The following is an 18,817-nucleotide window of genomic DNA, read 5'->3' as shown; positions in this document are numbered from 1 at the left end:
ATAATATTTTTTACAAAAATAGCAAATCCATAAAATATACCACCTAAAAAATAAAATATAATATTACACCCCTAATTTTATAGGGGTGTAAATAAAAATAAGTTGTTTTTTAAAATTAACCCCCTAAAAATTAAGGGTGCTTTTATAAAAACCGTAAATTTGACAATCTAATTAAAACCAAAAAATACATTATGGGCAAGTCTAAATTAGAATACATTTGGCTGGATGGGTACGAACCCACCCAAAACATGAGAAGCAAAACGAAGGTGGTAGAAAATTTTAACGGCACGTTAGAAGACTGCCCTGTTTGGTCATTCGACGGCAGTTCTACCAGGCAAGCGGATGGAAATTTATCTGATTGCGTATTACAACCGGTAGCCATCTACCCCGATCCAGAACGTACCGACGGCTGGTTGGTAATGACAGAAGTTATGAATCCCGATGGCACACCACATGTATCCAATGCGAGATCTAAAATTGACGATGACAATGACGATTTTTGGTTTGGGTTTGAACAAGAGTACTTTATTATGGATGTAAAGACAGAACTTCCTTTAGGTTTTCCAAGAGGGGGATATCCAAAACCACAAGGCATGTATTACTGTTCTGTAGGTGGATTAAACACACATGGCAGAAAACTTGTAGAAGAACATGCTGACGCCTGCATAAAAGCAGGTCTAAATTTTGAAGGCATCAATCAAGAAGTAGCATGTGGACAATGGGAGTTCCAATTATTTGCTAAAGGCGCCAAGAAAGCTGGAGACGAGATTTGGATAGCTCGCTATTTATTGGATCGCTTAACAGAAAAGTACGATTACTATATTGAATACCATCCTAAGCCTCTAGGTGATACTGATTGGAACGGTTCTGGTATGCATGCCAATTTCTCCAACACCACCTTAAGAACCTGTGGATCAAAAGAGGTGTACGAAAAAATATGTGAAGCTTTTAGACCCGTAGTAAAAGAACATATTGCCGTTTATGGCGCATTTAACGACCAGCGATTAACTGGTAAACACGAAACTGCTTCCATTCACGATTTCTCTTATGGCATATCTGACAGAGGTGCCTCTTTACGAATTCCTCTCTATACAGTGAACAATGGATGGAAAGGGTATTTGGAAGATCGCAGACCCGCTTCCAATGGAGATCCATATAAAATTGCGGGAAGAATTATCCAGACAGTAAAGTCTGCTGTTCTAGAACCTCAATTAACTTAAACTATAACTATTAAACGGAGCCGCTATTTTAACAAATAGCGGTTTTTTTTATGCTTGTCTGTATAACTTAAGACCACTAAGCAAACAGCAACAATGGGTTAAACAAGGGTGATATAAAGAAAGACGACATAACTCCCTAGTAAAATCACTCCTTCTTTCCACCCCAATCGCATTCTTTGCGGAAAGAATACCAATGGTAACAATAGGAACGATATTCCTAACATCCAGAAAATATCACTAGTCAATAATCCCTGATCCATAACCTTAATAGGTTGTATCATCGCTGTAATTCCAAGCACAGCCAAAATATTGAAAATATTAGAGCCAATTAAATTCCCCAAAGAGATTGCTTTTTCCTTTTTTATTACGGCAATTACCGACGCAGCCAACTCCGGAATACTTGTTCCTACAGATACGATAGTTATTGCAATTATTCGTTCACTAACTCCGTAATAAGTAGCCAAACCTACTGCCCCATTAATCAACAATTCAGAACCTCCCCATAAGGCAGCACCTCCGATTACCAAAAATAAAAGCATCTTATAAAGTGGTAATGGCAAATCGTCTTCTGGCATTTCATCTACCACTGCAGTTTTTTGAAATCGCAAGAGATACAATAAAAACGCAAACAACACCACTACCATTGCTAGCCCCTCATAACGTTGTATTTCCCCATCAAAATAAATAAAACCAAAAAACATGGCTGAAGCTACCATCATAACAGGCCAATCGGTAACATAAAAGCTCTTATTAACGTCAATTTTGGATAAGATTATGGTAATTCCCAGTACTAGCCCTAGGTTAGCGATATTAGAACCGACTACATTTCCCAATGCCAAATCGGGAAATCCTTCTAAAGCTGCGTTTATACTAACAATTAATTCTGGAGCAGAAGTAGCAAAAGATACCACTGTCATCCCAATTACAATCTTAGGAATATTCAACCGTAATGACATGGCCACCGCTGCTTTTAAAAGCCAGTTTCCACCGAGAATTAATAATACTAAACCACCTATAATAAAGAGAATATCCTGCATCAAAAATTTTTGATGCAAATATAATCATCTCGCAATGCTTTGACCATTTTTTTTAACTCAACCAATAATAAAACTACGTCTATCCATTCTTTACACTTTTAATAATAGCACTCATCCTCACACTATTACAACTAAAGACCAACCTTAAGTAAAACAAAGCCCAACCCTTAAGATCTAAAAAACAGAGAATCCTGAAACAGTCAATTTAGTTTCATCTATGTCACTATATTTGCAGATATAGCGCATATTCAATATTGCTAATGGAGTAAGAAGATAACCACAACCAAATAAGAAAGGATGAAAAAGAAATTATTTAAGTTTTTAGCTAAAATCAATAAGATGGTATTGCCATCTTTCACTAAAAAAAGACTAGACCTCGCTAAGGCTAGTAAATGGCAGTTAGCAATAATAGGGTGGCGGTATTATGTCACTACAAACGCATTGGATTAAGACATGGCATTTACGCTCTTAGAATTTCATTAGCGAGGCAATAGGGTATCCTTCTAATTTTTCGCGACCTTTTAAGAATTCTAATTCCAATAAAAAATTACATTGCACAACCTCTCCTCCTAACCGTTCTACTAGTTTACAAACTGCACTAGCTGTTCCTCCTGTTGCCAAAACATCGTCATGAATAAGCACCTTATCCCCTTTCGATATTGCATCTGAATGAATTTCAAGCATATCCTTTCCATATTCCAAGGAATAAGTTTCACTAATTGTAGAAAAAGGCAGTTTCCCTGGTTTCCTTACAGGCACAAATCCCGCATTTAAATCTACAGCAAGCATAGGCGCAAAGAAAAACCCTCTACTTTCCATTCCCACCACTTTATTTACTTTTTTATCACCCAACATTTGCAATAATGCCTCTTTTGCCTCAGCCAACGCCCTAGAATCTTGCAATAATGGCGTTATATCCTTAAAAACAATACCTTTTTCGGGAAAATCGGATACGTTTCTTATGTATTTTTTAAAATTCATATATTTTGTGTCGGTTATTTTGCTGTAAAGTTAAAAAGAAATATATTTGCAGCCCGAAACAACGTATTTTGTTTTGTTTCAATCGGCCTCGTGGCGCAACTGAATAGCGCATCTGATTACGGCTCAGAAGGTTACAGGTTTGAATCCTGTCGAGGTCACGAATAAAAAGTTCGATAAGAAAAAACGCCAAGCTTGCTTGAGCGTTTTTTTGTTTGAACTATTTTCAAAGCGGAGCTTTGCAGGAAAAGCGAAGCTAATCCTGTCGAGATCACATCACTCAAGAAACCACCCTCCCAGAGCGTGGTTTTGTGTTTTTAAGTACTTCTAAAGCGAAAATGCCCAGGAAAATGAAGAAAAAGGATCATGACCAATTGTTGTGTTTATGCAAAAATCCTGTCGAGGTCACATCACTCAAGAAACCACGCTCCCAGAGCGTGGTTTTGTGTTTTTAAGAACTTCTAAAGCAAAATGCTTGGGAAAGTGAAGAAAAGCACAAAACCTTGGGCGCCAGTCAAGGAGTTCCTTATTTACACAAGAGAATTTTATAGAGCATCACCAAATATTGGGGAACGCAACCTATATTTTTAAATCTTCTTCATTGCTTAGTAAACCACACACTAGCCAATAAATTAATAAAATACGTACTTTTAATATTCAGGATAGCGGATATCATTTTTAGTATAAATCATAATTACCTGAACTTGGCTTAAGAAATCCACCTTTTACTCCTTATTCTCCAAAACCTAAACAGAACCACATGAAAAAAACATTACAGATATCGAATGCATTAGCTTTATTAATTACAATAGTGGTGAATTACCTTTCCAATACCGGAATTATCAATGGAAACACAATGAAAACGGTATCGGACTTGTATTATAATTATTTTACCCCAGCGGGATATGCATTTTCTATCTGGGGCATAATTTATTTAGGGCTGTTAGGCTTTGTCGTCTATACAGGACGCAGTCTTTTTAAAGGGAATGCCGAGGAGGAGATAGTTAAGAAGATTGGATGGTGGTTTGTTATTTCGTGTATTGGAAATTCACTTTGGGTTATAGCTTGGCTAAATTTGCATATAGGCACTTCTGTATTACTAATGAGCATTGTTCTCTTCGCATTATTAAAAATTATTGCAAATACAAGAATGGAATTGGACACTCATCCTCTAAAAAAATATTTGCTAATTTTTTGGCCCTTTGCAATATATACTGGTTGGATTTCTGTTGCTTTTATCGCTAACATTGCAGCCTACCTTACCAAAATAAACTGGAACGGCTGGGGTATTACAGAAATTAATTGGACCATTATTATGATCGTTGTTGCCGGCCTGATAAATATTCTTATGGTTTTAAAAAGAAATCTCCGGGAATATGCCCTGGTTGGAATTTGGGCTTTAATTGCCATTGCGGTTTCCAATAAAGAAAATGGCAACTTACCTATAGTCTTTGCTAGTTATATTGTAGCTGCCATTATTTTTGTGTTTATTAGTATTAGCGCCTATAATAATAGAACTTCATCTCCTTCAGGGATGTAGCTAACACACATAACTCCTGAAACAATACTTCTATAAACGTTTGAACAGTTTAAAATGACAATTTTAATCTTGTTAGGAAATTTATTGCTAAGAAAACTTTAAACATACTATACTACTTTAGATTATTAGCAATGACTAGCTTATTCAAACTTAAGACAGGTACTAAAATAAAAATTCGGAACCTGAGATTTAAAAATCAGACCCCGAATTAGTAGAATTATAATATTGGAATAATACTAAATTAATTGAATCCTAATTCCTTTATAGCTTTATGACTTATTTTAATTGCCTCTAATGGCTCTAACCCATCAAAGGTTTGATCTTGCTCTACCATATAATATTTCATGCCAGAAAGCTCCTTTTTAGCCAAAATACGAGTAAAATCAATTGTTCCTTCACCTACAGGAGCAAATCTCCCTTGGGTATCCATATCTTTCACATGCCAGCTTATAAAGCGGCCCGGGTATTTCTCAAAATAAGCAACAGGATCTTTCCCAGCCTTGGTCACCCAATATAAGTCCATTTGAAAATTAACATGCTCAGGGTCAGTATGCTCCAACAAGTAATCGATCGTTACTATTCCATCTTTATCTTTTAAAAACTCAAAATCGTGATTATGATAAAGTAACTTGAGTCCGGCCGCACTCGCCTTTTTACCCAAGGCATTAATAATATCCGCCAAATTAGCAGCTCCCCCTGTCATCCCAAGGGATTTGGTTTCTGCATCATATTTAAAGAGTCCCATGGGAGGCACAGGCACTACAAAATATTCAAATCCTGCTGCTTTTACATCCGCCATCATAGCATCGGCATTTTCAAGGGTAACACTACCTTGATGCGCACTAAGAGGATTTAAACCCACCTCCTCCAAATATTCCTTAAAATCTGTTGGAGACATATTATAGAATTTTCCATCTGCATACCCTGCAGCCTCAATGTTTTTGTATCCAGCATCTGCTACAGCTTTAAGAGTGGCCTTAACATCTTTATTCATGTCGTTTCGCACTGTATAAAGCGCCAGCCCTCCAAATTTCTCCTGAGCATTACCCATAAAAATCCCAAGTAATAGCAGGGATAACAAAAAGTTACTTAGTCTTGTTTTCATCATAATTAAAGTAGTTAGAAAAATGGTTAATTCTTTAATATTTATATTTCAAATTTAACAAATTAAGGACCATATAAATATACAAAACCATATTATGCGATAGCAAATTAAAATTATTAATAGCCCTTTAAAACAAAACCCCAAGAGTACAATCCCGGGGTTCTATTTTTCATCGAAGTATGCAACGCAATTTATGCCTCACAACTAGCACAGTCTTTCTTCTGTCTAAATTTTTGTGCTGCATTCATACTATGCTGATAATACAGTGATTTTAGACCTAATTTCCACGCTGTAACATGAATTTTATTAATTTCCTTAACTGGCATATCTGGATGCACTATTATGTTCACCGACTGACCTTGATCTATATGGTTCTGACGATTTGCCGCTTGATAGATAATATCCATCTGATCTATTTCAGAATAGGTTTTAAATACATCTTTCTCCAATTCTGATAAGAAATCTAAATGCTGAACAGAACCATCAAAATCCCGAATACTACGCCAAACCTCTTGGGTGTTTTTACCTTTCTCTTCCAACAAGGCTTCTAAATACGAGTTCTTAATGGTTGTTTTAATCTTAGCAATATCCTTAACATATATATTAGACCAGATAGGCTCTATCCCTTGAGAAACCTGACCAAGAATAAATGCTGACGAGGTAGTTGGCGCAATAGCATTTAAAGTGGCATTACGTCTTCCATACCCTTTAAGAACTTTTGGCTCCCCAAACATAACAGCTAACTCACGAGAAGCGGCATAGGATTTCTCCTTAACAACTTTAAAAATCTCACTATTCAGATTATAAGCATCCTGACTATTAAATGGCAACATTTTAGATTGTAAAAAAGAGTGCCATCCTAATACTCCTAACCCTAAGGATCTGTTTTCCTTTGCAAAATTATAAGCACGTTCCATAAAGAGGAATGTTTGCCTATCTTCTCTATCTTCAGAATCCCTATAAGCTTCTAACTTTTCTATAAATTCAGTAATCACCGCATCAAGGAAATACACCATTGTCTCCACAGCATCGGTATCTTTCCACTTATCATAATGCAATAAATTTACAGAGGACAACACACAAACAAACGACCACTCATCGTTTGATGGCAACATAATTTCTGTACATAGGTTACTTGCATAGATAGTATGCTTTTCCTGGCGATAAACATCTGCAGCTCCATTATTAGCATGGTCTTTAAAGAAAATATAAGGGTAACCCATTTCCCCTCTCCTTTGTAAAACCTTAGCCCAAATTGTTCTCTTTTCCTTATCCCCATCAATCATCTCTTGCATCCACTTGTCGGTTACGGTAACTCCATGGGTAAGCTCCTGTATAGGATTACCTTCCGTACCAATCTCCAAGAATTCCATAATATCTGGGTGCTCAACTGGTAAATAGGGTGAAAAACGACCTCTTCTTACAGACCCTTGACTCACCACATCCACCATAGACTCAAAAAGCTGCATAATATGTACAGCTCCTGAAGCCTGACCATTATTTTTCACTTCTGCACCACGATGGCGAATCTTACCAAAATACCCAGAGGTACCCCCTCCAAGCTTAGACATCATTCCTACTTCTGATTGGGTGTATAATATATTCCCCATATCGTCATCTATATGAGACCCAAAACAACTGATTGGCAGTCCTCTTTTCTTTCCAAAATTAGACCACACTGGAGAAGCCAAAGAATAGTATCCTTCAGACATATATCCATAGAACTTATCTGAAAACCCTGGTATTTTAAGTATCTGTTCTGCCCTATCTGCAATTTCTCTAATTCGCTCTTCAGCGCTCATCCCATTAGACAAATAGCCGAGTGACAAGAAGTTTCTACTGTGGTCTGTTAACCATTTAAAACCTTCGTCGGCTTTTTGCTTATTCTTTTCAAGAGCTTCCTTTCTTGATTCTACGAGCAAATCTTTCTCGTTACTATTCTGGACTTCTGGATCTAAGGTTAATTTGTTGTCGTTCATTTTAAAAAAGGTCTTCGCTAGTTATACTTTGGGTTCTTTTACTATAGTTAATAGATCTCTTCACGAAAAAATCTCCGTGTTTAGTGCCTATAATTTCATCATCAAACCATTCTGTTTCTGCCAAAAGAGTTTGATCTACTTCAAATATTTTTTCTATTCCGATACTTTCTAGAGATCTATTAAAGCGGTCTTTTATAAATTCGTTCACCACCTTTTTAGGTAAAAATTCCAGCTCTCCTTCTTCAAAAATCCAATCTACAATTCTACTTTCAGCTTCATAAGAATCCTTACACATATGCTGAATCATAAGTTCGAAATCCTCTCCAAACCATTCTGGATTTTCACTCTTTATAATTTTAATAAGATCTATTCCGAAATCACCATGAATCTGCTCTTCTTTAGATGTAGCCTCTACCACATTAGATATCCCTTTCAACATATTCTTATGCTTATTAAAAGCCATAATAATTAGAAACTGAGAGAAAAGGGAAACATGTTCTATAAATAGCGAGAAAAGCAAAAGAGACTCTGCATACTCCTTATTATCTTCACTCTTCGCGTTTTTAAGTGCAGATTCTAGGTACTGCACACGCTTCATAATTGCAGGTTTCTTTTTTAGGTTATTAAATTCTTCATTAAGACCTAAAATCTCTAGCAGATGTGAGTATGCATCATGATGCCTTACTTCACTTTCAGCAAATGTAGCTCCCACAGATCCAATTTCGGGCTTAGGCATTCTATGGTAAATATCTCCCCAAAAACTTTTTACAGCTACCTCAATTTGAGAAATTGCCAACATGGTATTTTTAATTGCACTACGCTCTGTATCGGAAAGCAAGGCTTTAAAATCCTGAATATCACTAGTGAAATTAAATTCGCTGTGTATCCAATAGGAATGTCTAATTGCTGGCACATATTCATAAAGATCTGGATATTCGTAAGGTTTTAAGTTGATGCGCTTTTCAAAAATATTACTCTTACGCTTTTTAGCTTGTTCATTTCGATATTGAATATAGGCTTTAGCCACATTAAAAAAGCCACTTTCCATCAATGTGGTTTCAACAAGATCTTGCACCTCCTCAACCGTGGGCACATAATCCTTAACCTGCTCTTTTCGCTCTAAAAGAGAGGTATGCACTTTACTGGTTATGCGTTCAGCATCTACGGAATCTCCGTGTTCTACAGCAGTCATAGCTTTTAATACAGCATTGCTAATCTTCTTTAAATCAAAGTCTTCTGTTGCAAAGCCTCTTTTTACTATTGAGGTAATTTCCATGTTTATTAAATATTTAAAAATCTAAAATCATGTTAGACTATAAAGATCTCTCTTTATTGCTTACGTTTAAATGTTCTGTAATTTGATTGTTCACATGGTTATCAACATTTTAAATGTAGGGTCTAAATAACACATTTTTACAACAACTAATATGATAGTCATTACACCTCATACCCCGTTATTTATAATGCTTCTACTGCTAATGAAAAACAATTAGACACTTACTTAAAATCACCTTTTCAATCAGGCAAAAACATCAAGCACCTTTCCATTTTCAATAGACAACAACCATCAACTTGTTTATTCTTTTATTAATCTTAAGCAATCAATTCGCAGATAGCAAAGATTTTAATACTATAATTTTTTATAACTTTTTAAACAAATTAATAATTAGTTAAAAGCTCATTTTGCAGAACCTCCTAATACTTAAGAACGAAACGTTTTTGATTAAATAAAGAACGTAGTTAAACACTTAGCCCCTATCTTTTTCCCAAGATAGTAGCCTTGTTTAACACGTCTCATTCGACTTAAACTTCAATCGCGAAAGTATTGTCAATTCGGAATAGGCAGGTCTCCTGACTTATAACTACTTTCATTATCCTTCCCGCAAACGCAGTGGATTCTCTTTAATGAAAGCTTTGTATGTGTTACTTACAGTTGCGCGACAGTTCGTGAATCTCACACGATTCCCTAATTACTACAATGAAGTAAAACCTTTTCCGGTTGATGAAGAATGCTAAGAACTTACAGGGCCCAAATGTATGCATAAATTTTACAAAAACTACCCTACTATTTTCAGTCCCCTTATTCTTTTTAGAAAAGATAGATGAAAAATAAAACGCACTTTGTTATAACATGTTTAGTGTTAAGCGTATATTGTATAATACATTTCTATTTAATAAAACATAGAAATACTTTGCAAACTATTATTGCATCTCCTTCATGCCTTATAGTGAGATTACCACATTCCGTTTCTTCATTACTACTTAACAATAAAACTATGGCACAAATAAATTCCGTTGAAATAAAAAATGTCCCAGAATACATAGAAGTTGGTAATAATGACACTCCCATTAGCGTAGAGGTGAAAATCACATTTCATAAAATCGATATTAAGCTAGAAATGGCCTATATTTTAGACGTAATCATTTATGATATACATGGCCCTCTAGATGTTCTCGTTGTTTTGGCAAATTGGAAAGACACAAAAGTAATCCCCATAAGTCAGGGTAGAAAAGATAAATATTTAGGCTTTGCCAAAGTAGAATTAGAAGCCAATAAGGAAGTTGAAACTCTAGATATACCTATAAGCTTAAAATTAGGAAAGTTAGCTGAAAATGACTCCCATATTCTGCGCCGCTTAGATGTCTTTGCTACCCTAACCCCAGCAGTAGGAAGGTGCTCCAAATGGTCCGCCCAATTTGAGTCATTTTTACTGCATTAATAACTATCTCTACGGCCTTTCTGTATCAGAAGAGTATAACGCATAAAAGCCCCAATAGAATTTTACATGTCTTTATTTTAAGTTCGCTTCATATATCATCCCATAAGAATTCTTTTTTCCTTCAGTTGATATATAAAGTACTCCTTCTTCACTAAAAGTAATTCCTTCGGGTTGAGGGAATTGACGTCGGCTTAAAGGAAAAACTCCTTTAATATCACCGTTACTCTTCATAATAAGTAATTTTGGCCTTGTGCCTTCTAGAATATACAAGTCTTTAGTCTTTGGATGAATTGCCATACCGGAAGGCCTAAACGTTTTGTAATCCTGTTTATGCTCAAAGGGCTTCAACATCTCATCGTTAAAATATATTTTTAAAATAGGCTCTTCAGACAATTCTTTGGTATCTAAGGAAAACGCATAGATTCCTTTGTAGTCATCAGCTTCCATAGTCCGGTCTTTAGGGGCTAGAAGAAGGCTGTTGCGACTCTCATCAAAAACCAAGGTTTCCATATTATTCTTAGTAGAAAAAGGAGTGTTATAAACCATGACCTTAGGTTTCTTGCTTTTAAAATTTTTCACTTCAAATATAGTTCCATCACTACGAAGCACATAAGCATCTTTACCATGAACCGTTAATCCCTCGTAATCTCCAGGACCAGCAAATTTAACCTCATCAGTTATTTTATTGCTTTTTAGGTCAAAAATAAAAATGGTTCCCTCTTCATCCTGTACGGCGGCAATTTTATCATCACCCAACCATGTAATTGCCGATATTTCTCTCAGTATAGGAGGAAGCTCCCATTTCTGAACAATCTCAAAAGGGGTGTTTTTACTTGCAACATCTGCCCCCTTATCATTAAACCCTAGAAATATTACAACAAATCCCAAAAGCAATCCAACCACTGTCAATATTTTAATAGTTCCTATATTTAACTTCTTATCCATAATACACTAATGGTAACAATAATTTTCTTATAAAACCTCCCTATCGCCTTAAAATTAAGGATTAATACAGAGATATATAGACTGTTATTAAAATAATGAAGCAAATGTAATTCCCTTAAAAAAGTAAGCTTCCGTCTTTAGTTATGAAAAACTATAGACGGAAGCTTAAAGTAACGCAATAACGGAAACTGTTTTATTTTGGATACGCTTTTAAGATATCCTAAACATCATTATTTCATTATCCGAGTTAATTTATAGTAACGTTTATAATGCTCTGGAATGGTATCAATACTCAATAACGAACCTTCCTCCATATAGGGATATATCTCATCATAAGTTCGCACGTTGTACATCCCAATTCTTTTACTGATATGCTCACGACTTAATTCATAAGGTCCATCTAAACCAGCTGCTGCCACCAATTCCAAGAAACTATGAATTGTAGCTTCATGATAATTTTTCACTCTTGGTGCTTTGTCTGCTACAACCAATCCCTTTTCCAAGGATTTGTTTTGGGTAGCCACTCCAACTGGACAAGTATTAGTATTACATTTTAAAGCTTGTATACAACCAATAGACAACATCATGGCTCGGGCACTATTACAAGCATCAGCTCCTAGAGCAATAGCACGCGCCATACTAAAGCCTGTGATAATCTTCCCAGCAACTATTACTTTTATCTCCTTTCTTAAGCCAAATCCCACCAGGGTATCATGAACAAAAACAAGTCCTTCCCTGAGTGGCATCCCCATACTATTGGAGAATTCTACTGGAGCTGCTCCAGTACCTCCCTCACCACCATCTACGGTAATAAAATCTGGAGTAATCCCAGTATAAATCATGGCTTCACAGAAATCCATAAACTCCTGTTTTCTACCAATACATAACTTAAATCCTATAGGCTTCCCATCGGAAAGATCGCGGAGTTTTTTAATAAAATGCATAAACTGAATAGGATCTGCAAATGCACTATGGGCTGGTGGGGAATGAACAGCAATATGGGGTTTAATATGCCTAATTCTAGCAATTTCCTCAGTGTTTTTTGCGGCTGGCAAGATACCTCCATGTCCTGGTTTAGCCCCCTGTGAAAGTTTTATCTCGATCATTTTAACCTGAGGACGCAAGGCATTCTCCCTAAAAGTTGTCTCATTAAAGGTACCATCATCATTTCTGCACCCAAAATATCCAGTACCTATCTGCCAAATAAGGTCACCTCCAGGCTGCAAATGGTAATCGCTTATTCCACCTTCACCTGTATTATGAGCAAAATTCCCCATTTTAGCACCTTGGTTCAGCGCTAGGATAGCATTTCTACTCAACGATCCAAAACTCATAGCAGAAATATTCAACAAACTTGAAGAATAAGGCTGCAAGCAATCTTTACCTCCAATAATCACTCTTGGGAACTCTCCAATTTCCTTAGGGTTATGCTTGGCATACATGGAATGTTCCATCCATTCGTATCCCGAATGGTAGAGATCCATTTGCGTACCAAAAGGTTCGGTATCATTTTGCTTTTTAGCCCTTCTATAAATCAAAGATCGCAATATTCTATTTAGGGGTCTTCCTTCTGTATCTGTCTCCACAAAATACTGCATAATCTCTGGTCTTACAGATTCTAACATATAGCGGAATCTACCAATAAGAGGGAAGTTTCTTCTAATAGTATGCTTTTTCTGAATAATATCGTAGACTCCCATTAAAATTAATGGCCCAAATAATAACAGCGACCATAAAACAGGAGGCCAGAAAAAAGATATGCCAGCGATTATAGCAATTACGCAAGCGGCGATAACCATAAACAGTTCACGAACTTTCATAAATAATATTTAAGAGTTATTCATTTTATATTTAAATACCGAACTCACATTTTTTCGATATCTGGTTCAATTTTATCAGCCCGTATTTTACGGTAAAATAAATAGTGATTAATCCATCCCTAATTTATTTTTTTAACCTATTACGAACTGTCTTTTTTTATTCCCAATATGGCAGTCTAAAACCAACTAAATTATCAATCTCTTAATTTTTGCATTCTATAATTCTTCGAGATTATTACATCCTTGATTTGCCACCAAAATTCTTACAAATATCACATCTTTTTTGATTTCATAAGAATTTTTAACGCACTTTTATTGAATATAATATAAATCCTTAGAGCCCACCCTTTTTTAATAGTTGAAAGCATCCTAATTACACCCTAAAAAATTTAAAAGAAACGATTTTAATTTAACCTTTATATTTATTTGCTACCAATCCGGTATACCCGCAATTAGGAATCACAAAAAGAGATCCAGCTAACGGCTGCTGTTTCAATTCCTCATCACTTAGTCCTTTCTTTGCTGAAGTAATATAAAGGTCATTTAAAAAGTTACCCCCAAAAGCACAGGAAGTAACATTGGAAACAGGAAGTTTAAATGAAGTTAACATCTCACCTGTATTAGGATTCCACCTAGTTACTTGCCATCCTCCCCAATGCGCAATCCAAAGCATCCCCTCTCTATCAATAGTCATCCCATCGGGGAAGCCTGCTGCTTTTGGGACGTGGATAATTGTTCTTTTGTTGGTAATAGTTCCAGTAGACATATCATAATCGTACCGCACTACTTTTAAAGTAGGGGTATCTATATAATAGAATGCCTTCTCTTTTACATCCCAAGCCAAGCCATTAGAAATAGTAATATTGTCTTCCTTTTTATCTATAGACCTATCTTTGTTTAACACATAAAGGCTTCCTGAAGCTTTATCTTCGGAAAGCGGCATTGTTCCTGCCCAAAATCGTCCTGCTGGATCACATTTCCCATCGTTAAACCTATTCTCGGATAAGTGGTCTTCGGGATCTGCAATTATCTGAAGTGCTCCATTCTTCCTATTAACAAATGCAAATCCGTGTTGTAATGCAGCCAAATACTGTTCATCATCAGTTATTGTCACGGCACCAATCATTTGATCTACCTTTATAGTATTCAGAACTTTATTTTCTATTGACCATTCATGAATATGTCCATTCAAGATATCTATCCAACATATTACTCCCTTAGACTCATCCCAAACAGGACCTTCTCCCAATTCACTTTTGTGATCACAAACAACATCTACTGATTTCATTATTATTTATTTACGGTGAATTATTTTTGGTAGGGCGATGGACTTAAAGAACTCCACCCTCCATCCACGATAAGAGTTTGACCCGTTATATGTTTAGCATTATCCGATACCAAAAATAAAACGGCCTGCGCTATATCGTTTACATTTGCTGCTCTCCCCATTGGAGTTAATCCCTGCCAAATTTCAGAATAGTTCTCTTCTTGTAAAGTCCTTTCTGTTAAGGTAGCTCCTGGCGCTACGGCATTAACATTTATTTTATAGGGTGACAATTCTATCACTAGATTTTTCGCCAACATCTCTAGAGCTGCTTTGCTCATCCCGTATGCGGCTAAATCCTTATGTGCTTGATGTCCCGTTACCGAGGACATGAATAGGATGGAACCTCCCCTCTCCTGGTCCTTCATTTGCTTTGCCGCTGCCTGAGCTAAAAAGAAGCTCCCTCCCAAATTAACTTCCATTACCTTAAAGAATGACTCCTGCGAATAAGTAAAAAAATCTCCAAAATGGGTGATTCCCGCATTCGCAACTACAACATCCAGTTTTCCATAGGTGTTTACCGCCTTATCTACCATTTCTTGAATAATCCCCATATTACTAGAATCTCCAATCACCGCTGCGCAGTTTCCCTTAGCATCCAAGGAGAGAACAGCTTTCTCTGCCAATTCCCCACTAATATCGTTTATGATTACCTTAGCGCCATGCACTAGCAATTGCTTGCATATCTCCAATCCTATTCCCTGCCCCGCCCCTGTAACAATGGCTACCTTGTCCTTAAAATTCATATCCTAATATTTTACACGCAAAGTGAGATTTGAATCCTCCAACGCTTTTCTGCTCATTCCTTAAAAGGTAACGATATTTATTGACCGTATTTTCCGCACATGCCCCACGGACTTGCCCTGAGGTTTTTTGACTTTAGTGAGAGTCCCTAAGCACCTCTGCTCCCGACTTACCTTTTAGAAAATCCATATCTGCACCTAAATGCGCCTGTTCTACATGGTTTATATACAAGTTAACATATCCTCTTTCCATTAATGGCGGATCTATTGTCTTCTTACTCTTTCGCAATGCCAGTTCCTCCTCTGAAACTACTAGCTGAAGACTACGTTCATATACATTAAGGGAAATGACATCACCATTCTGAATAACCGAAAAATTACCTCCTATAGCAGCTTCCGGAGAGACATGGAGTACTACGGTACCAAATCCAGTTCCGCTCATACGCCCATCTGAAATACGCACCATATCCCTAATTCCCTTTTCCAGAAGTTTTTTAGGCAATCCCATATTACCTACTTCCGGCATTCCTGGGTATCCTTTGGGGCCAACATTTTTAAGCACCAAAATACTATCTTCATCCACCTCCAGATTATCGGCATCTATTCTGGCCTTATAATCTTCAATATTTTCAAAGACGACGGCTTTTCCGGTATGCACCATTAAATGAGTACTGGCAGCAGATGGTTTTATAACCGCACCATTTTCACAAAGGTTTCCGTGTAAAATTGCTAATCCTGTAGCATTATTAAAAGGTTTGTCTATACTTCCAATAACCTCCCTATTGTAATTTTCGGAACTTTTATAATTTTCTTCTACTGTCTTTCCGTTAACAGTAATACTGTCATTGTTTAAAATATTTTTAAGCTCTTTTAATACCGCGGGCAGACCACCTGCATAAAAAAGGTCTTCCATAAAATGTTTCCCGGACGGCTGTAGATTCGCAAGAAGGGGAATATTTTCTGAGAGATTATTAAAATCGTCCAATTTAAGGGGCACCCCTACTCGTCCTGCAATTGCTAGAAGGTGGATAACAAAATTAGTAGAGCCACCAATAGCTGCATTAACCTTAATAGCATTTTCAAAAGCTTTAATAGTTAAAATATCTGAGGGTTTTAAATCTTCACTTACCATTTCTACTATCCTTCGTCCAGAGAGCTGTGCCAATACCTTTCTACGAGCATCTGCGGCAGGGATAGCAGCATTTTCTGGCAAACTAAGACCAAGAGCCTCTACCATACATGCCATAGAAGATGCGGTACCCATTACTGCGCAATGTCCATCACTTCTACACATAGCCGCTTCTATATTGCGCAATTCAGAAGTGTCTAGCTTACCCTCTCTAACATCATCATGATATCTCCAAACATCGCTAGTCCCAATATTTTTCCCTCGGTATTTCCCTGTTAACATTGGTCCACCAGACACCACAATAGTTGGAATATCTACACTACATGCCCCCATAACTAAAGAAGGTGTAGTTTTATCACATCCGCACAACAGAACAACGCCATCCAAAGGGTTTGCCCTTATACTCTCCTCCACATCCATACTAGCCAAGTTTCTATATAACATGGCGGTGGGCTTCATTAGGGTTTCCCCCAATGACATTACAGGAAATTCAACAGGAAAACCTCCTGCTTCCCACACTCCCTTTTTAACGGATTCTGCCAATTCCCTAAAATGACCATTACAGGGCGTCAACTCAGACCAGGTATTACATATTCCTATAACCGGTTTCCCATTAAATTCAGAATCTGGGATTCCTTGGTTTTTCATCCAAGCGCGATATATAAATCCATCCTTACCACTGCGGCCAAACCAATCACTACTTCGGAGTCTTATCTTTCTATTATCTTCCATACCGTTATAATTACAGCCTCCATAGCTCATGGACTTCCTTCTGAACTGAGAGTTAGCTAACATCTCTCCAAGATAACAAACTTTTTTGTTTGGTAAAGGGCCTTGTTTTCTAGGTCCCATATGGTAGGATATATTTAGGTAAAACTTGTTAGTAACGGAAAGAATTTCCCCTGCATTTTCTATCCCTTAGGAATAACCGGAAGTCCTCGCAATAACTCATCATCAGTATTACTTGTAGTACCATCTGCAAAAACATTCAGTACAAATGCACGTCTGCCTTTTTTGGATTTGTTTGCATAGGAACCATGGACCATCAAAGGATGGTGGAAAGTGGCATATTCTTTTTTCAATTCTATAGGCGTAGGATTAAAGGCCTTTTTTTGTTAAGGTGAAAGAAATTGTTTTAAGTCATCCATATTTCCCGCCAAGGCCGGTTTCTGCAATTGTCCCCACTGATGGCTTTTACGGATGTAGTGGAGGCATCCGTTATCTACGTTAGCATCATCCAATGCCGTCCAACAAGTGAGGTGTTGCATAGCTACGGTTCTGGTCCAATAAGAATAATCTTGGTGCCATGCTACCACTCCACCGAGATGAGCAGGCTTACAGAATAGTTGATCATGCTAAAAACGCACTCCCTTATTCTCCAAAAGTTGATGAGTGGCAATTACAAAAGCAGGGTTACAAAGCACATCGTGGAATCCAATAGAAATTCGCCAATGTCCTAAAGAATGGAATAAAACGGAATTGGGATCATCGGACTCATTACTGCGAAACTCGTAAAACAAGTGATGGGTAGGATGTGTGGGATCCATTACCTGATTTAACTCCTCCCTAAGCACATCCACTTGCCAATCGTCTAATAGCTTAATTCCCGATACATATCCATTCTCTTTATAATGAGTTATCTGTTCGTCAGTAAGCTTATACTACTCCCATTCTTCGGCAGTGCTGGGCCATTTAAATAAGTCCGTAAGCAAATTATGATAATCTACAAGGTCTGTTACTACTGCTATGGTTTTTGGATATTATAGTTTTAAACTCCCAACGATTACTTTACTAAATTTGAAGGAATTATATAGAGCTTCTCGCTCTACCTAAACATTTCTATATCAGTATTAATTTAAACAAATTATAGAGATAAGCCAATTGTACAAATACAAAAAGGCTGCCCCGAATAGGACAGCCTTGTTTTAAAACCTGTTCAGTAAAACTTAACCCGCATTATTCACCAAGAGTTTTTTCTTCAAGGAATTTGAGGATAAATTTTGCATTCCCTGGATTAAGGTAATTTTCCGGGATAGTTTTCCAGCTGTTAGATGAACCTTCTGTAAATTTTAGTGCAGATATGACTATTTTTAGTCCTGATATTGTTGAAATTTCCCGATAAGGCATAGGTATCCCAAGACTGATAAACAGTGAGATGAGTAACTTTTAGCCAGAGAGCAATTCCTGGAATAGATGCTGGTACACAAAGGCTTTGGAGAGCCGGTAATAAATTCTTCTTTTGGTTATTTTAATGGTAGCACCTATTTTCAGCAGGTG

15 protein-coding genes, 1 tRNA gene, 1 pseudogene and 1 riboswitch are annotated in these 18,817 nt (G+C 36.9%); of the genes and pseudogenes, 5 read left to right on the top strand and 12 right to left on the bottom strand.

Features of this window, described 5'->3' with window-relative positions; translation table 11 throughout:
* Positions 1–191 precede the first annotated feature (191 nt).
* The gene (locus tag H344_RS0105740) at positions 192–1,220 is read left to right on the top strand and encodes a glutamine synthetase beta-grasp domain-containing protein (RefSeq protein WP_026809436.1); all 1,029 of its coding nucleotides are present in this window, start codon (positions 192–194) and stop codon (positions 1,218–1,220) included.
* A gap of 98 nt (positions 1,221–1,318) precedes the next feature.
* Here the strand turns inward: H344_RS0105740 and H344_RS0105735 are convergent, their stop codons facing one another.
* Complete coding sequence (locus H344_RS0105735) at positions 1,319–2,257, bottom strand: calcium/sodium antiporter (protein ID WP_026809435.1); 939 nt, start codon at positions 2,255–2,257, stop codon at positions 1,319–1,321.
* A 297-nt stretch (positions 2,258–2,554) separates the two neighbouring features.
* On the opposite strand from H344_RS0105735, the gene H344_RS21345 reads away from it, so the two are divergent.
* Positions 2,555–2,707 (top strand): SsrA-binding protein, encoded by a 153-nt coding sequence (locus H344_RS21345; protein WP_084148740.1) that lies wholly within the window; start codon positions 2,555–2,557, stop codon positions 2,705–2,707.
* 18 nt (positions 2,708–2,725) lie between these two features.
* Here the strand turns inward: H344_RS21345 and H344_RS0105730 are convergent, their stop codons facing one another.
* On the bottom strand, positions 2,726–3,238 hold the full coding sequence (locus H344_RS0105730; RefSeq protein ID WP_026809434.1) for an adenine phosphoribosyltransferase: 513 nt from the start codon (positions 3,236–3,238) through the stop codon (positions 2,726–2,728).
* 84 nt (positions 3,239–3,322) lie between these two features.
* Here H344_RS0105730 and H344_RS0105725 point away from each other — a divergent pair.
* Positions 3,323–3,396: transfer RNA gene (locus H344_RS0105725), tRNA-Arg, on the top strand.
* 599 nt (positions 3,397–3,995) lie between these two features.
* A complete protein-coding gene (locus tag H344_RS0105720; RefSeq protein ID WP_026809433.1) occupies positions 3,996–4,775 on the top strand; it encodes a hypothetical protein in 780 nt (259 codons plus the stop codon).
* Positions 4,776–5,016: 241 nt separating this feature from the next.
* On the opposite strand, the gene H344_RS0105715 is transcribed toward H344_RS0105720, so the two are convergent.
* The 3 genes from H344_RS0105715 to H344_RS0105705 form a co-directional block, all read right to left on the bottom strand.
* The gene (locus H344_RS0105715) at positions 5,017–5,880 is read right to left on the bottom strand and encodes a sugar phosphate isomerase/epimerase family protein (RefSeq protein WP_026809432.1); all 864 of its coding nucleotides are present in this window, start codon (positions 5,878–5,880) and stop codon (positions 5,017–5,019) included.
* Positions 5,881–6,071: 191 nt separating this feature from the next.
* Positions 6,072–7,859, bottom strand: coding sequence for a ribonucleoside-diphosphate reductase subunit alpha (locus tag H344_RS0105710; protein ID WP_026809431.1), 1,788 nt, complete (start codon positions 7,857–7,859; stop codon positions 6,072–6,074).
* Position 7,860: 1 nt separating this feature from the next.
* Positions 7,861–9,135, bottom strand: coding sequence for a ribonucleotide-diphosphate reductase subunit beta (locus tag H344_RS0105705; protein WP_026809430.1), 1,275 nt, complete (start codon positions 9,133–9,135; stop codon positions 7,861–7,863).
* A gap of 548 nt (positions 9,136–9,683) precedes the next feature.
* Positions 9,684–9,868: riboswitch (cobalamin riboswitch) on the bottom strand.
* Between the two features lie 267 nt (positions 9,869–10,135).
* Between H344_RS0105705 and H344_RS0105700 the strand changes: the two genes are divergently transcribed.
* Positions 10,136–10,579, top strand: coding sequence for a hypothetical protein (locus tag H344_RS0105700; RefSeq protein ID WP_026809429.1), 444 nt, complete (start codon positions 10,136–10,138; stop codon positions 10,577–10,579).
* Positions 10,580–10,651: 72 nt separating this feature from the next.
* On the opposite strand, the gene H344_RS0105695 is transcribed toward H344_RS0105700, so the two are convergent.
* From H344_RS0105695 to H344_RS22055, 7 genes and pseudogenes are all read right to left on the bottom strand, one after another.
* Positions 10,652–11,524, bottom strand: coding sequence for an SdiA-regulated domain-containing protein (locus tag H344_RS0105695; protein ID WP_026809428.1), 873 nt, complete (start codon positions 11,522–11,524; stop codon positions 10,652–10,654).
* A gap of 230 nt (positions 11,525–11,754) precedes the next feature.
* Entirely contained in the window at positions 11,755–13,344 is a 1,590-nt protein-coding gene (locus H344_RS0105690) for an FMN-binding glutamate synthase family protein (RefSeq protein WP_026809427.1), read from the bottom strand.
* A gap of 409 nt (positions 13,345–13,753) precedes the next feature.
* Positions 13,754–14,632 carry an SMP-30/gluconolactonase/LRE family protein gene (locus tag H344_RS0105685; RefSeq protein WP_026809426.1) on the bottom strand — a complete coding sequence of 293 codons (879 nt, stop codon included), beginning with the start codon at positions 14,630–14,632 and terminating at the stop codon, positions 13,754–13,756.
* A gap of 20 nt (positions 14,633–14,652) precedes the next feature.
* Positions 14,653–15,414 (bottom strand): SDR family NAD(P)-dependent oxidoreductase, encoded by a 762-nt coding sequence (locus tag H344_RS0105680; RefSeq protein ID WP_026809425.1) that lies wholly within the window; start codon positions 15,412–15,414, stop codon positions 14,653–14,655.
* Between the two features lie 133 nt (positions 15,415–15,547).
* Positions 15,548–17,392 carry an IlvD/Edd family dehydratase gene (locus H344_RS0105675; RefSeq protein ID WP_240484950.1) on the bottom strand — a complete coding sequence of 615 codons (1,845 nt, stop codon included), beginning with the start codon at positions 17,390–17,392 and terminating at the stop codon, positions 15,548–15,550.
* Between the two features lie 263 nt (positions 17,393–17,655).
* Positions 17,656–17,883 (bottom strand): annotated as a pseudogene (locus H344_RS22060) (phytanoyl-CoA dioxygenase family protein); the annotation flags it as partial.
* 12 nt (positions 17,884–17,895) lie between these two features.
* Entirely contained in the window at positions 17,896–18,087 is a 192-nt protein-coding gene (locus H344_RS22055; protein WP_240484948.1) for a hypothetical protein, read from the bottom strand.
* Positions 18,088–18,817: the final 730 nt, after the last annotated feature.

Origin of the sequence: Arenibacter latericius DSM 15913, from assembly GCF_000424985.1 — a bacterium.
Lineage (GTDB): Bacteria > Bacteroidota > Bacteroidia > Flavobacteriales > Flavobacteriaceae > Arenibacter > Arenibacter latericius.
This window is presented reverse-complemented; position numbering and strand designations above follow the sequence as displayed.

What these genes read in the sequence shown, in the direction of transcription:
- H344_RS0105740 (WP_026809436.1), top strand. Translation starts at nt 192, where the DNA reads ATGGGCAAGTCTAAATTAGAATACATTTGGCTGGATGGGTACGAACCC.
- H344_RS0105720 (WP_026809433.1), top strand. Translation starts at nt 3,996, where the DNA reads ATGAAAAAAACATTACAGATATCGAATGCATTAGCTTTATTAATTACA.
- H344_RS0105730 (WP_026809434.1), bottom strand. Translation starts at nt 3,238, where the DNA reads ATGAATTTTAAAAAATACATAAGAAACGTATCCGATTTTCCCGAAAAA.
- H344_RS0105685 (WP_026809426.1), bottom strand. Translation starts at nt 14,632, where the DNA reads ATGAAATCAGTAGATGTTGTTTGTGATCACAAAAGTGAATTGGGAGAA.
- H344_RS0105735 (WP_026809435.1), bottom strand. Translation starts at nt 2,257, where the DNA reads ATGCAGGATATTCTCTTTATTATAGGTGGTTTAGTATTATTAATTCTC.
- H344_RS0105680 (WP_026809425.1), bottom strand. Translation starts at nt 15,414, where the DNA reads ATGAATTTTAAGGACAAGGTAGCCATTGTTACAGGGGCGGGGCAGGGA.
- H344_RS22055 (WP_240484948.1), bottom strand. Translation starts at nt 18,087, where the DNA reads ATGGATCCCACACATCCTACCCATCACTTGTTTTACGAGTTTCGCAGT.
- H344_RS0105690 (WP_026809427.1), bottom strand. Translation starts at nt 13,344, where the DNA reads ATGAAAGTTCGTGAACTGTTTATGGTTATCGCCGCTTGCGTAATTGCT.
- H344_RS0105715 (WP_026809432.1), bottom strand. Translation starts at nt 5,880, where the DNA reads ATGAAAACAAGACTAAGTAACTTTTTGTTATCCCTGCTATTACTTGGG.
- H344_RS0105700 (WP_026809429.1), top strand. Translation starts at nt 10,136, where the DNA reads ATGGCACAAATAAATTCCGTTGAAATAAAAAATGTCCCAGAATACATA.
- H344_RS21345 (WP_084148740.1), top strand. Translation starts at nt 2,555, where the DNA reads ATGAAAAAGAAATTATTTAAGTTTTTAGCTAAAATCAATAAGATGGTA.
- H344_RS0105705 (WP_026809430.1), bottom strand. Translation starts at nt 9,135, where the DNA reads ATGGAAATTACCTCAATAGTAAAAAGAGGCTTTGCAACAGAAGACTTT.
- H344_RS0105695 (WP_026809428.1), bottom strand. Translation starts at nt 11,524, where the DNA reads ATGGATAAGAAGTTAAATATAGGAACTATTAAAATATTGACAGTGGTT.
- H344_RS0105710 (WP_026809431.1), bottom strand. Translation starts at nt 7,859, where the DNA reads ATGAACGACAACAAATTAACCTTAGATCCAGAAGTCCAGAATAGTAAC.
- H344_RS0105675 (WP_240484950.1), bottom strand. Translation starts at nt 17,392, where the DNA reads ATGGGACCTAGAAAACAAGGCCCTTTACCAAACAAAAAAGTTTGTTAT.